At 69.2% G+C, this 13,543-nt stretch carries 13 protein-coding genes; 3 read left to right on the top strand and 10 right to left on the bottom strand.

All coding sequences use genetic code 11. From position 1 onward, the window contains the following. Window positions 1-8: 8 nt before the first annotated feature. From V5F74_RS06200 to smc, 9 genes are all read right to left on the bottom strand, one after another. Complete coding sequence (locus V5F74_RS06200; RefSeq protein ID WP_394006862.1) at window positions 9-713, bottom strand: DJ-1/PfpI family protein; 705 nt, start codon at window positions 711-713, stop codon at window positions 9-11. 7 nt (window positions 714-720) lie between these two features. Further along, complete coding sequence (locus tag V5F74_RS06195; protein ID WP_029555302.1) at window positions 721-1,620, bottom strand: HpcH/HpaI aldolase/citrate lyase family protein; 900 nt, start codon at window positions 1,618-1,620, stop codon at window positions 721-723. Between the two features lie 135 nt (window positions 1,621-1,755). Next, on the bottom strand, window positions 1,756-2,946 hold the full coding sequence (locus V5F74_RS06190; RefSeq protein ID WP_210165116.1) for an SGNH/GDSL hydrolase family protein: 1,191 nt from the start codon (window positions 2,944-2,946) through the stop codon (window positions 1,756-1,758). Window positions 2,947-3,215: 269 nt separating this feature from the next. Then, window positions 3,216-3,707 carry a F0F1 ATP synthase subunit B family protein gene (locus V5F74_RS06185; RefSeq protein ID WP_029555300.1) on the bottom strand — a complete coding sequence of 164 codons (492 nt, stop codon included), beginning with the start codon at window positions 3,705-3,707 and terminating at the stop codon, window positions 3,216-3,218. Between the two features lie 147 nt (window positions 3,708-3,854). Then, window positions 3,855-4,520 (bottom strand): F0F1 ATP synthase subunit B, encoded by a 666-nt coding sequence (locus V5F74_RS06180; RefSeq protein WP_284145496.1) that lies wholly within the window; start codon window positions 4,518-4,520, stop codon window positions 3,855-3,857. A gap of 165 nt (window positions 4,521-4,685) precedes the next feature. Beyond that, window positions 4,686-4,913, bottom strand: a complete 228-nt coding sequence (locus V5F74_RS06175; RefSeq protein ID WP_024280371.1) for a F0F1 ATP synthase subunit C — start codon at window positions 4,911-4,913, stop codon at window positions 4,686-4,688. Window positions 4,914-4,975: 62 nt separating this feature from the next. Next, window positions 4,976-5,728 carry a F0F1 ATP synthase subunit A gene (locus V5F74_RS06170; protein ID WP_029555299.1) on the bottom strand — a complete coding sequence of 251 codons (753 nt, stop codon included), beginning with the start codon at window positions 5,726-5,728 and terminating at the stop codon, window positions 4,976-4,978. A gap of 179 nt (window positions 5,729-5,907) precedes the next feature. After that, a complete protein-coding gene (locus tag V5F74_RS06165; protein WP_029555298.1) occupies window positions 5,908-6,291 on the bottom strand; it encodes an AtpZ/AtpI family protein in 384 nt (127 codons plus the stop codon). A gap of 254 nt (window positions 6,292-6,545) precedes the next feature. Next, on the bottom strand, window positions 6,546-9,998 hold the full coding sequence (smc, locus tag V5F74_RS06160) for a chromosome segregation protein SMC (RefSeq protein ID WP_394006858.1): 3,453 nt from the start codon (window positions 9,996-9,998) through the stop codon (window positions 6,546-6,548). A gap of 338 nt (window positions 9,999-10,336) precedes the next feature. Here smc and trxA point away from each other — a divergent pair, with 338 nt between their 5' ends. Together trxA and V5F74_RS06150 are read left to right on the top strand one after the other, a co-directional pair. Next, window positions 10,337-11,263: a thioredoxin gene (gene trxA, locus V5F74_RS06155; RefSeq protein WP_394006857.1), complete on the top strand. Its 927-nt coding sequence runs from the start codon at window positions 10,337-10,339 to the stop codon at window positions 11,261-11,263. 111 nt (window positions 11,264-11,374) lie between these two features. Beyond that, window positions 11,375-12,046, top strand: a complete 672-nt coding sequence (locus V5F74_RS06150; RefSeq protein WP_024280366.1) for an LON peptidase substrate-binding domain-containing protein — start codon at window positions 11,375-11,377, stop codon at window positions 12,044-12,046. Window position 12,047: 1 nt separating this feature from the next. Here V5F74_RS06150 and V5F74_RS06145 read toward each other — a convergent pair whose 3' ends face one another. Then, window positions 12,048-12,395, bottom strand: coding sequence for a hypothetical protein (locus V5F74_RS06145; protein WP_024280365.1), 348 nt, complete (start codon window positions 12,393-12,395; stop codon window positions 12,048-12,050). 29 nt (window positions 12,396-12,424) lie between these two features. On the opposite strand from V5F74_RS06145, the gene V5F74_RS06140 reads away from it, so the two are divergent. Next, on the top strand, window positions 12,425-13,495 hold the full coding sequence (locus V5F74_RS06140; protein WP_081837423.1) for an RluA family pseudouridine synthase: 1,071 nt from the start codon (window positions 12,425-12,427) through the stop codon (window positions 13,493-13,495). The last annotated feature ends 48 nt before the right edge of the window (window positions 13,496-13,543 follow it).

The following is a 13,543-nucleotide window of genomic DNA, read 5'->3' as shown; positions in this document are numbered from 1 at the left end:
CCGGGGTGTCAGAGCCGCGCGCCGATACGACGGGCGACGGCGTCGCGCTTGTCCTGGAAGCCCTGTGTCCGCCCCCGCACTTCCTCGACGAGGCGGGGATCCTCCTGGTCGCGGGGCGGGAAGGGCGGTTCGGGCTGGTATTCGATGGCGAGGGTGATGCGCCGTGCCTCCTCCTCCCCGGCGATCTCGCTCGCCAGCGCCAGCGCAAGGTCGATCCCGGAGGAAACGCCGGCGCCGGTGAGGCGATTGCGGTCAATCACCACCCGCTCCTCCACCGGAATGGCGCCGAGGTGGGCGAGCTGCGGCAGGGACAGCCAGTGGCAGGTGGCGCGGTAGCCCTTGAGCAGCCCCGCGGCACCAAGGATCAGCGAACCGGTGCAGACGGAGGTCACGTAGCGCGCGCCGTCCGCCATCTCCTGCAGGAAGCCGAGGGTTTCCCGGTCCTCCATCAGCTCCAGCTGGCCCGGCCCGCCGGGCACGAACAGCACGTCGCAGTCGTGGATTTCCTTGAACGCGGCGGTGGGCATGATGGACAGGCCCGCCACGTCCTTCACCGGCCTGGTGCTCGTCTTCCAGACAATGTCGATCTTCGCGCCGGGCAGCCGCGCGAACACCTCGAACGGGCCGGTGAGGTCGAGCTGCGTCATGTCCGGATAAGCGACCATGACGATGTGCAGGGGCGTGGGAGCGGTCGGTGCGGCGGGCGTGGTCATTGTGCGATCAGCCGCGGGCGGCGATGGCGTCGGCCAGCGCGACAGTGCGCTTGGCCATCTCGGCGTGGAGCAACTCCACCATGCGGCCGTCCAGCGTGATAACGCCCTTGCCCGCATTCTCCGGCAAAGCGAAGGCGGCGATGATCGCCCGGGCGCGCGCCACATCGGCCTCCGGGGGGCTGAAGGCGATGTTGCAGGGCTCGATCTGGCTGGGGTGGATCAGCGTCTTGCCATCCATGCCGAATTCAACGCCCTGGGCGCATTCGGCCTTGAAGCCTTCGAGGTCCTGGAACTGGTTCCACACGCCGTCCAGCACGTCCACGCCATAGACGCGGGCGGCGGCGACGACGAGGCTCAGCCAGCCGACCATGGGCGCGCGGCCGGGCACAAGAGCGGCGCGGGTTTCCTTTGCGAGATCGTTGGTGCCGAGAACGAACACCGAAAGCCGGGTCAGCGGGTCCTGCGCGGCGGCGGCGATGGCCTTGATGTCGAGGATCGCCAGCGGCGTCTCGATCATCGCCCAGACCCGCGTGGTGGCGGGCACGTCCAGCGCCTTGAGGCGGCGGCCCACCGTGACGAGCTGTTCCACCGACTGGACCTTGGGAAGCAGGATCGCGTCGGGCGTGGCGGATGCTGCGGCTTCCAGATCGTCCGGTCCCCACGGCGTGTCCAGGCCGTTGATGCGGATGACCACCTCGCGCGGCCCGAAGCCGCCGGCCTTCACCGTCTCGACGATGCGGCCGCGAGCCTCAACCTTGGCGTCGGGGGCGACCGCGTCCTCGAGGTCGAGGATCACCGCGTCCGCCGGAAGGGTGCGCGCCTTCTCCAGCGCGCGGGCGTTGGAGCCGGGCATGTAGAGGACGCTGCGGCGCGGACGGATGGACGCGGCGGAATTTCCCTCGGACATGACGGCTCCTCGACCGATGTGGCGGGCGGCGCCCGCATTTCTTCCCTGAAATCGGTAAAGCGCCGCTCCGGCTTTGCAAAGCGGATTTTGCCGCGCTGCGGCAGAGCTGGTCAGGCCGCCGGAAGACGGGAAGCGTCAGCGTGCCGGCGGAGCGGCGGCCGGCTCGGCACCGGGGGGCGGCCAGGTGAAATCGTCGGCCCGTCCGCGAACGGGCGGCGGCGCGACACCGTCCTTCAGCACCTTCGCGGCGGAAGCGGCGCTGGTGGACACCTGAACCGCATCAGGGCGCGCTTCGCGGCCCGTCGCCGGCGCACCGGCGAGGGCGGAGGGTCGCTCCGGTCCGCTGGTCGCGTCCGGCGTCGCAGAGGCCTTGGCGCCGCCGCTCTCCTCCAGCATGCGGTTGATGTCCTTCTGCACGAAGAAGGCCAGCTTTCGCCCGCCGGCGCGGGTAAAGCGCACGCCATCGTTGAATCTCAGGCGCCTGCGCTGGCCGTCCACCGCCGGGCCGTTCGCCATGTATTTCCCGTCCTCGTCGACGAAGCCGTCCCAGACATTGGCAAAGGTGAGCCCCGCGCGGGCCACGCGGGCGCGCAGGATTTCGTTCAGCTTGGCGTAGTCATCGGACAGCTGGCCGTTGGCAACGGGGGCAAGGCCGACGACGATCACCCGGCCCGCCTTTTCGCGAAGCGCGGCGAGGACCTCGTCGACGCGCTTGCCATAGAGCTCGCTCCACCGTTCGGTCAGCGGCTGGGCCTGGCCATCTCCATCCTTGATGGGCTGGAGGTCGTCGGCGCCGAGCGCGACGACGGTCACGGACGGCCGTGCGACCGCGATCGCATCGGGAAGGCGGGCGAGCCAGTCCACCGGCGTCGGCAGGAAGCCGCTCTCGTCAACCGTGTTGTCGATGATCGCGATGCGCTGGCGTTCCGGCACGTAGGAATCGGCGAGGCCCTGCGCCAACTGTCCGGCCATGCGATCTCCCAGCACCAGCACGAACTGGCTGGGCGGAACACGCTTGCCCTGGCTCGCGGCATCGGCGGAGCCATAGACGACGCCCGTCGGTTCGGCCGGCGCCTGGGGCTTGGCCTGCTGGGGCGGAGGAAGGACCTCGGGCTGGGGCTGGAACGGCCACCAGCCGGAATTCTGCGGGGGGCGCTGCTGCTGCTGCCGCTGCTGGGGCTGGGGATTGCCGCGTGGCACGTTGGCCGGGGGGCGCAGGAAGAAGAAGAAGTCGTTCTGCGCGAAGGCGGGGCGGGCCGAATCGGCGGCCAGCGTCATCCCGGTGAGGAGCGCAAGCAGCAGCAGGGCGAGGGGATTGAGCCGCACGGGCAAACGGCCTCGCCTCCGGCTCGGCCCAGTCTGGGAAGGACGTGTTTCCGCTGCGCGCCACATACCCTAGCAATGGACCAGCGCGGCGGCTCAATCAAGGCGTCCGCGGAGCGGCAGGGCGATGGAGCAGGTTCGCGGCCGGGAGCCGCGGGCGCCCCGCCGGGGCGGATGGCGACGCTCCGCCTACATCGGTCGCGTCGCCGAGCTTTTCGAAAACGAAAAAGGCCGCCAGTGGCGGCCTTCTGGAAGAACGGAGCTGATTGCGCTCAGTTCAGCTTGGTCCTGACCTCGCCGATGGCGTGGGAAATCAGGCGGTCGGAGACGTCGCCGGTAGCGGCACGACCCAGCAGAACCTCGGCGGCCTTGGCGGCAGCCTCGGCGGCGATGGCCTTCACATCGGCCACGGCCTGGTGCTCGGCCTGGGCGATCTTGTCCTCGGCCATCTTGGTGCGGCGGGACACGAAGTCCTCAAGCTTGGCCTTCGCCTCGGCGGCGAGGCGCTCGGCCTCAGCCTTGGCGGCGGTGACGATGGATTCGGCCTCGGCCTCGGCCTCGCGCTGCTTGCGCTTGAACTCGGCAACGAGCTTCTGCGCCTCTTCCTTCAGCCGGCGGGCTTCTTCAAGCTCGGCGGAGATGCGCTGGCCGCGGCTGTCGAGCGCGGAAGCGATGGCGCGGTGGGCGCCGGCATAGATGAGGATGCCGACGAAGACCACGAAGGCGATGGCGACCCAAAGTTCAGCCAGTGACATCTCGTTCATAACGTGGTCCTCGGGTCCGTCTGCGTCCGCCCGGTCCGGGCCTGCGCGACGTTGAAACGTCAGGGTCTCGTCGAGAACGCGAACCGGTCAGGCGCGTTCAAAATTCCAGAACCCGGCTGCCTTGAAGGCGCGCGGGTGTCGCGACCCTCAGGCCGCGTCCTTCTTGGCGAGGGCGCCGTCGACGGCCTGTTCCACCTCGTGCTGAGCGGGGCTCGTGCCGATGAGGGTGGAGACGATGGCGCCGGTGGCGTCCACGGCGATGCCCTTCACATGGGTGAGGGCCTCGGTCTTGGTGGAGGCGATGCGCTCCTCGGCGGCAGCGAGCTTGGTGGCGAGCTCCGCCTCGAGCGACTTGCGGTTGGCGTCCTGCTCGGCGTTGAGACGATTGCGCGTCTCGCCGGCGATGGAGTTGGCCTTGGCGCGAGCCTCGTTGAGGGCCTTCTCGTAGGCCGCCTGGGCGGCCTCGCTGTCGGCCTTGTGCTTCGCCGCTTCCTCAAGGTCGTCGGCGATGCGGTCGTGGCGCTCTTCCAGGATGCGACCGATGCGCGGCAGGGCGATACGGCTCATCAGGAGATAGAGCAGGCCGAAGCTCAGGGCGAGCCACAGCAGCTGCGAGGCGAAGGTGGTGCCGTCGAAGGGCGGAAAGTGGCTCTTCTTGCCGTGCTCTCCGGCTGCATCCGCATGTCCCGTGCCGGGAGCTGCGGCGGCAGGCTCGTGGGTCCCGTGCCCGGCGGCGCCGGTGGGAGGAGCCGCCTGCGCAACCACGGCCGGCTTGCCGGCAGGATCGCTCGCCGCCGAGACGGGAGCGCCCATCAGGACCGCACCCGCAAACGCCAGCGCGACAGTCACTTTCCACGACTTCATCATGGCTTGCCCGCCTTCGCACCTGTCAAGACATGGGTGTCTCAAGCACAGGTAGTCAATCACTGCGCCCGGGCGCTTGGCGCCCGGGAGACCTCTTCCGTCGCGAACCTGAAATCAGGCCACGAACAGCAGGACGAGGGCGACGACGAGCGAGAAGATGCCGAGACCTTCCGCGAGCGCCGCGCCGATGAACGCGCGGGCGAACTGGCCGTCGGCAGCCGACGGGTTGCGCAGGGCGCCGGAGAGGAAGTTACCGAAGATGTTACCGACGCCGACGCCGGCGAGACCCATGCCGAGGCAGGCGAGACCGGCACCAATGAACTTACCAGCTGCGGGATCCATGGACTGCTCCTTCAAAAACTCGAGTGTTGGGGAAACGGCGGAACGGCGAGGCGACGTCCGGGTCAGTGACCCGGGTGGATCGCGTCGTTGAGGTAGATCGAGGTGAGCACCGCGAACACGTAGGCCTGCAGCACCGCCACCAGAAGCTCCAGCGCGGTGAGCGCCACGATCATCAGGAAGGGCAGCGTCGCGCCGAACCAGCCGGCGACGCCGGCGGAGGCGAGGCCCACCACGAAGAAGGCGAACACCTTCAGCGCGATATGGCCGGCCAGCATGTTGGCGAACAGACGCAGCGACAGGCTGATGGGGCGGGAGAGGAACGAGACGACCTCGATCACCACCAGGAAGGGAAGCAGGAAGCCCGGGACGCCCGACGGCACGAACAGGTGCAGAAAGTGGGTGCCGTGCTTGACGAAGCCGTAGATGATGACGGTGCCGATCACCAGCAGCGCCAGGGCGGCGGTGACGATCAGGTGCGCCGTGACGGTGAAGGTGTAGGGGATGAGGCCCACCACATTCGCCACCAGCACGAACATGAACAGCGAGAACACCAGGGGGAAGAACACCATGCCCTGGTTGCCGGCGCTGTCGCGCACCATCTTGGCGATGAATTCGTAGCTCATCTCCGCCGCCGACTGGGCGCGGCCCGGGACCAGCGTGCGGCCGCGGGTGGCGTAGGTGAGGAAGAAGAAGATGATCGCCACGATGCCGAACATGAACACGGCGGCGTTCGTGAATGAGAATTGCACGCTGCTGAAGTTCAGCAGGTCAACGTAGCGCTTGATCTCGAACTGGTGGATCGGATCGACGGTCATCCGAACGCGCCCCCTGCCATCGCGGCCTCGGCCGCTGAACCCAAGATCACGGCCGAAGCCGCCAAATGCATCAACAGGTCGAAATCCGTCGCCGGACCCGGCCCAATGACCCGGACGGCTCGCGCCGCCCCGAAAACCCGATCCCGCCGCGCCTAGCCCCTTTGCCGAGGCGGCGCCCGTCAGGACTTGCCAGGGCCGATCTTCCGGCCTTCGCCGGACGCCCTCAGCATGTTCGTCACGCCCGCGGCAAAGCCGACCAGCGTGAACACGATCAGCCCCCAAGGCGTGATCGAGAAGAAACGGTCGATGCCGTAGCCGATGAGAGACCCCACCAGAACGCCCGACACAAATTCGGCACCCAACCGGAAGGCAAGCGCGACGCCCGATTTGGACGAGGTATCCTGCTCTTTTGGAGCTGGCACCTCGGCTTTGGCGCGCACGTGGCCCAACGAGGTGTTGAGCCGCTCAAGCCTAGCGGAGAGCTCGGTATCGCTGGGCCGGGAGCTTCCCGCCCCGTCCGGTCCGCTTTTGCCTCCTGCGGAGGTATCGTCAGGTCCGGACATGGCGCAAGTTCCTGGCTCCGGTGGAGGACAGCAGCCCTCTCCCTTGAACCGCGGCGCACCATAGTTGCGTCAAAATTGGGTGTCAAGGCGGCCGTATATGGTATCAAGTTGCTGAAAATAAAAGAGAAAAATGTGGCTGCGACATCGTGCTTCGCCGTCTCGGCGCTGCCGCCGCGGAAAGCTTGCGCCTGCCAGCTTCAGCAAGGGCCACTCCGTCGCGACGGAAAGGTCCCGCTCAAGCGTGCTCCAAAGCGTTACACAGCCTCCCGCAGGCGCTCTGCGCTCTGCAGATCCACCGACACCAGACGGGAAATTCCTCGCTCCGCCATCGTCACCCCAAACAAACGATTCTGGTGGGCCATGGTGATGGGATTGTGGGTGATGGTGAGGAAGCGCGTGTCCGTGAGGCGCGTCATTTCCTCCAGCAGGGTGCAGAATCGCTCCACGTTGGCGTCGTCGAGCGGCGCGTCCACCTCGTCCAGAACGCAGATGGGGGCGGGATTCGTGAGGAAGACGGCGAAGATGAGCGCCATGGCGGTCAGCGCCTGCTCTCCGCCGGAGAGCAGCATGAGCGTCTGCGGCTTCTTGCCCGGGGGCTTGGCGATGATGTCGAGGCCAGCCTCCAGCGGATCGTCCGCATCGGTGAGCACCAGTTGCGCCTCGCCGCCGCCGAACAGCGTGTCGAACAGCTTGCGGAAGTGCCCGTCCACCACCGCGAAGGAGGCCTGAAGCCGTTCGCGCGCCTCGCGGTTGAGGCTCTGGATGGCGGCGCGCAGGCGGCGGATGGCCTCGTTCAGGTCGTCGCGCTCGGTGGTCAGCTTGGTGTGCTGGGCCTCGGCTTCCTCCAACTCCACGTCGGCGCGCAGGTTCACGGCGCCGAGTCGCTCCCGGTCGCGCTTCGCCCGCTCCAGCGTCGTCTCGATGGCGGCGACGTTCGGCGGCGGGGATGAGTCGGTCAGGCCGGCTTGTTCGCGGGCGAGGTCCGGCGGGCCGTCGAGAATGTCGGCGATTTCGCGCTGGAGGTCGTCGCGGCGTTGGCGGGCGCCTTCCAGCCGGGCGTCGGCGCGGGCGGCCTCGGCCCGGGCGCCGGACATGGCTTCCAGCGCGTCGCGGGCGGCCCGGTCGGCAGCAGCGAGTGCCTCCTCGCCCTCGGCGAGCCGGTCGGCAGCCTCGCGGCGGGCGGCCTCCGCCTCTTCCAGCGCATTCATGATCGCACGACGGCGGCGGATGAATTCGGAGGGGGCCTCCTCGATCTCGGCGAGCTCGGCCTTCGCCTCGGCTTCTCGGGCAGCGACCGCGGCAAGCCGTTCCCCGGCACCTCCGGCGCGCTGGCGCCAGGAGCGTTCTTCCGCGGCAATGGCTTCCAGCCGGCGCATGCGCTGGGTGGCATCGCGTCGCAGCGCATCGAGCCGGGCGCGGGCCTCGGCCACGGCGGCGCGGCGCTCGGCGGTGTCCGCACGGGCGCGGGCCAGCTCCGATTCGAGCACCTGTGGCGTGTCGAGGGCGGCGAGCTGGCGCTCGGCATCGGTCAGCGACGCCACCGATTCGGCCCGCACGGCGGCGAGGCGATTGCGGGCCTCGGCCAGTGCGGAGAGCCGCGCGAGATGCTGGGCAGCGCGGCGCTCGGCCGCCTCCAGCGTGGCGCGGCTCGCCTCGGCGGATCGCTGCGCGGCGCGGCGGGCCTCCCGGGCGAGATTTTCGCCCTCGGCGGCCTGACGCAAGACGCCTTCCCGGTCCGCGAGGGTGGCGCGCACTTCGTCCAGGTGAGCTTCCGCCAGCGCCGCCTCGGCCTCGATGTCGGCGAGCCGATTGCGCTCGGCGAGGCGGCGAGCGGCGGCTGTGGGGGCGTCAGCGGCGGCGACCACGCCGTCCCAGCGCCAAAGGTCCCCCTCCATGGAGACGAGGCGCTGGCCCGCTTTCAGCCGGCTTGCTAGCGCTGGACCGTCGGCGCGGGCCACGATGCCCACCTGCGCCAGCCGCCGTGCCAGCGCCGGGGCGCCGGAGACGAAGCGGGAGAGGGGCTGGGCGCCATGCGGCAACGGGGGGTCGGACGGGTCCAATGCCGCACCGGCCCAGCGGGCGGGGGCGGCGCCGTCCACCGGCAGGTCGAGATCGTCGCCCAAGGCGGCGCCCAGCGCCGTCTCATAGCCCTTGGCGACGGTGACGAGATCGGCCACAGGCGGGAAGCGCGCATCGCTGGACTGGAGCACCTTCGCCAGCGTCCGCGCCTCGGTCTCCAGACGGCCGAAGCGGGCCTGCGCCTCGGCGAGGGTCGGGCGCAGTTCCTCAATGGCGCGGCGGGCGACAGTGTGGGCAACCTCTGCGTCGATGCTCGCTTCCTCGGCCTCGGCCAGGGCGTCGCGGGCGGCCTCGGCCTCCATGCGCAGGCCTTCGAGGGCGTCGGTTCCTGCCTGCTGCTTCAGGCGGCTTTCCTCGGCCTCCACGGAGGCGCGCTCGGCGGCGTTGCGCACCAGCCGGTCGCGTGTCTCACGCAGAAGCTGTTCCAGCGAAGCGCGGCGGGCGCCGAGATCGGCAAAGTGCGCGGTCTTTTCCTCAAGGGCGCGCTCGGCCTCCTCCAGAAAGGCGGCGGCCTCCTCCTGCATGTCGGCGGCGATGGCTTCGCGCTCGGCCGCCTCCTCCTGCTCGAAGCGCAGGTTTTCGGCCTCGGTGGCGAGACGCTCCAGCACGCTCTCGGCGTCGTGGGAGAGTGCCTCCTCGCGGGCGGTATCCTGAGCCAGCTGAACGAGGCGACGTTCCAGCTCCTCCTTGCGGGCGGCAAGACGCGCCTCTTCGGCGTCCAGCTCCTGCCGGGCATGGGTCAGGCGCTGCAAGGCGGCGGCGGCTTCCGCCTCCTTCTGGCGGAGCGCCGGGAGCGCGTGGGCGGCAAGGGCCTGAAGGCGCGCGGCCTCGGCCTGCAGGCGCGTGTGCTCGGCCCCGTCGCGCTTGGCGGCTTCAACGGCCTGCTCGGCGTCGGCCAGCGCCTTGGTGACGTCCTGCCAGCGCAGCCAGAGCAGAGTTGCCTCGCACTGGCGAATTTCGGCGGCCAGCGACTTGTAGCGCACGGTCTGGCGGGACTGGCGGCGCAGGCTGTCCACCTGTGTGCCCAGCTGGGTGATGACATCCTCCAGCCGCAGCAGGTTCTGCTCGGCGGCCTTCAGACGGGTCTCGGCCTCATGGCGGCGGGCGTGAAGGCCGGCGACGCCGGCGGCCTCTTCCAGAATGCGGCGGCGGGCATTGGGCTTGGCGCCGACGATCTCGCCGATCTGCCCCTGCCGCACGAGGGCGGGGGAGCGGGCGCCGGTGGAGGCATCGGCGAAGATGAGCTGGACGTCGCGAGCGCGGACGTCCTTGCCATTGATGCGGTAACTCGATCCGGCGCCGCGCTCGATGCGGCGGACGATCTCCAGCTGGTCCCACTCGTTGAAGGCGGCAGGGGCGGTGCGGTCGGAATTGTCGAGGTGCAGCACCACCTCTGCGGAATTGCGCGCCGGCCTCCCCGTGGTGCCGGAGAAGATGACATCCTCCATGTCGTTGGCGCGCATGGCCTTGTAGGAGCTTTCGCCCATCACCCAGCGCAGCGCCTCGACAAGATTGGACTTGCCGCACCCGTTCGGCCCCACCACGCCGGTAAGGCCGGGCTCGATCAGGAGATCGGTGGGCTCGACGAAGGTCTTGAAGCCCACGAGCCGCAGGCGGTCGAACTTCATGCCGCGATCTTGGCTGTGGGAATGGGGAACAGGGTCATCGCCGCGGGGTGTGCCAGCCTTTCCGGTGGAGGTCAAACCAGCGTGCATGGGCCATCACCCCCGCGCAAGCCTTGGTTTGTCAACGATCCACAGGGGGTGCCTTGTGCGTCGGCGGGAGGTGCACGCAGATACGTCCTGTGGTTGCGCCGGCGCCTCCTGCCTTACCTTCCACCGTTGAAAGGGGTACAAGGCGGCAAGCGCCGCATTGCGTCGGTGTGTCTGCGCCCCATTTATGGGGGGCCGACCCGGCGATGGCGCCTTCGGGCGCTGCGGGGCTGGATTTTCGGGGATTGCGACACATGCTGCTCAATCAGGCAGGCGCCACGGGTGCCAAACCGGCTGCGGGTTCGGACAGCGCCGGCGGCGACATCATCGACACCACCACCCAGACCTTCATGGCAGAGGTGATGGAGGAATCGAAGCGCCGTCCGGTCCTCGTGGATTTCTGGGCGCCGTGGTGCGGCCCGTGCAAGACGCTGACGCCGGTCATCGAGAAGGTGGTGAAAGCCGCCAAGGGCAAGGTGCGCCTCGCCAAGCTGAACATCGACGACCATCCGGTGATCCCCGGCAAGCTCGGCATCCAGTCGGTGCCCACCGTCTATGCCTTCGTGAACGGCCAGCCGGTGGACGGCTTCATGGGCGCCCTGCCGGAGGGGCAGGTGAAGGCGTTCATCGATCGCCTCATCGGGCCTGCCACGGACGGACTGGAGGAAGCCCTTGCGGCGGCCGAAGGCGCGCTGGCGGACGGCGACCTGGCCGCTGCGGCCGAAATCTTCGCTGGCGTGCTGGGCGAGGAGCCGGACAATCTGAAGGCCCTCGCCGGCCTCGTGCGCACCCAGGTCGCGGCTGGCGCGCTGGAGCAGGCCAAGGCGACGCTGGCGCTTGCGCCCGCCGACAAGGCCAACGACCCGTCCGTTGCCGCTGCCCGCGCCGCCCTCGATGTCGCCGAGCAGGCCGCCTCGCTGGGCGATCTCGCGACGCTGCAGGCGAAGCTCGACCTCGACCCGGCCGACCATCAGGCCCGCTTTGATCTCGCGATCGGGCTCAATGCCAAGGGCCGGCGCGAGGATGCGCTGATCCACCTGCTCGACATCGTCAAGCGCGACCGCGCCTGGAACGAGGATGCCGCGCGCAAGCAGCTGGTCCAGTTGTTCGAGGCCTGGGGCCCGACCGATCCGCTCACCCTTTCAGGACGTAAGAAATTGTCGGCGATCATGTTCGCCTGAGAGCGCGGCCTTTCCTTATTCCGGGGCGAGACGCAGCTTTCGATCATTGGTCGATGCGCTTTGCCGACGCGGACGGAGTTTCGCTCGAAGGCGCTCGAGAAGGATTTTTTCGTGGCTAACAACCGCAATTACCTGTCGCCGGCGGACATTCCGCCGGTGATCCCCGTGTTTCCGCTCACCGGTGCCTTGCTGCTGCCGCGGGCGGAACTGCCGCTCAACATCTTCGAGCCGCGCTATCTCGCCATGGTGGACGATGCGCTGGCCGGCGCGCGGCTCATCGGCATGATCCAGCCCGACGAGGCGGCGCCTGCGGGCGCGAGCGGACCGGCTGTGCACAAGGTGGGCTGCGTGGGGCGTCTCACCCAGTTCGGCGAGACCGGGGACGGGCGCTACCTCATCACCCTGAGCGGCATCTGCCGTTTCCGCGTGGTGGAGGAGATGGCGGTGACAACCCCCTATCGCCAGTTCCGCATCGATACGGCCCTGTTCGCCGAGGATTTCGATGTCTCGGCCGGCGAGGCGGAGGTGGACCGGGAGGCGGTGCTGGCCGCGCTCGCGGCCTTCCTCGACGCCAACAAGCTGGAAGCCGACTGGGACGGTATCCGCCAGGCCGGCACCGAGACTTTGGTGAACGCCCTTTCGGTGATGTCGCCCTACGGCGCGCTGGAGAAGCAGGCGCTGCTGGAGGCGGAGAACCTCAAGGCCCGCGCGGACATGCTGGTGGCCATCACACAGATGATGCTGGCCCGCATGCCGGGGGACGGCGAGGGATCGCTCCAGTAGCTCAGGGCTCTACCGCAAAGCGCAGCCGGCCCGCCGGGGCGAGGGTGCGGGCGTCGAAGGTGCGGATCTCGGTCGCGCCGTTGACCTCGATGGCCACCACCACCACGTCGCCGGAGACGGCGGTGGAGACAATGCGGGCGCCCTTGGGCAAAAGCGCGGTCATTTCGCCCGACGCAAGCGGTTTCGCCCGGATCATGCGATAACCGATCACGCCGAACACGGCCGCCACCCCCAGCACCATGACCAGCATGGAGATGCTGGAGAAGCGGCGGAACTTGCGGATGACGCGCTCCTGTTCCGGCGTCAGCGCCTCTTCGGGGGTGTCGATCTGGGGCGGGCGGTGGAACATGAGGGGCCGGGGCTCCTGACGGGACGAGAATGAACGCGAAGACGACCGAAGCTGCCCTTGTCGACGGCTTCGACGACCTCACCGACGACATCGGGCCGGACGAAGCCGGTCAGGACGCTGGCGCGAGCCTCACCCTCGCCGTCGCCCCCGAGGATGCGGGGCAGCGGCTGGATCGCGTCCTGGCGCGTCTTGCGCCCGAACTCAGCCGCACCCGCATCCAGCGTCTCGTTGCGGAAGGGCAGGTGTCCATCGGCGGGGGAGTGGTAGGGGACGCGGCCGCGAGGGTCAATGCCGGCGAGGTCTACACCCTGACCCTGCCGCCTCCCGAGCCGGCCGAGCCGGTGGCGGAAGACCTCCCGCTCACCATCGCCTTCGAGGACGATCATCTCATCGTCATCGACAAGCCGGCCGGGCTGGTGGTGCACCCGGCGCCGGGCCATGCCTCGGGCACGCTGGTGAACGCGCTCCTGCACCATTGCGGCGACAGCCTCTCCGGCATCGGCGGGGTGCGGCGGCCGGGTATCGTCCACCGCATCGACAAGGATACGTCGGGCCTGCTGGTGGTGGCCAAGTCCGACGCCGCTCACAAGGGCCTCGCCGCCCAGTTTGCCGACCATGGCCGTACCGGGCCGCTGGAGCGCGCCTATCTCGCTTTTGTCTGGGGCGTACCCGAGCCCCGCGGCCGGGTGGATGCGCCCATCGACCGGCACCCCACCCATCGCCAGAAGATGGCGGTGCGGGGTTCCGGCCGCCATGCGGTGACCCATTGGGAGGTGCTGGAGACTTTCGTCGGCAAGACCGGCACCGAGGTCGCGAGCCTCATCGAATGCCGGCTGGAGACCGGGCGCACCCACCAGATCCGCGTCCACATGGCCCATGCCGGCCATCCGCTGCTCGGCGACGAGGTGTACGGCCAGGGCTTCCGGACCAAGGTCTCGCTGCTGCCAGATGAGGCCCGGGCCTGCCTTGCCGCGCTTGGCCGGCAGGCGCTGCACGCCGCTCGGCTCGGCTTCGCGCACCCGGTGACCGGCGAGGAATTGTCGTTTGAAAGCGAGCTGCCGCAGGATCTTGCGGCGCTCAAGGCGGCGCTGCGCGACTGATCGCGAGCGTGCAGAAACGCAATCCGCTCTCGCAGCGACGTGAGAGGA

Origin of the sequence: Xanthobacter aminoxidans (assembly GCF_043193615.1) — a bacterium.
Taxonomy (GTDB): domain Bacteria; phylum Pseudomonadota; class Alphaproteobacteria; order Rhizobiales; family Xanthobacteraceae; genus Xanthobacter; species Xanthobacter aminoxidans.
Note: the sequence above shows the minus strand (reverse complement) of the source record. Positions and strands in the feature narration are given on the sequence as shown.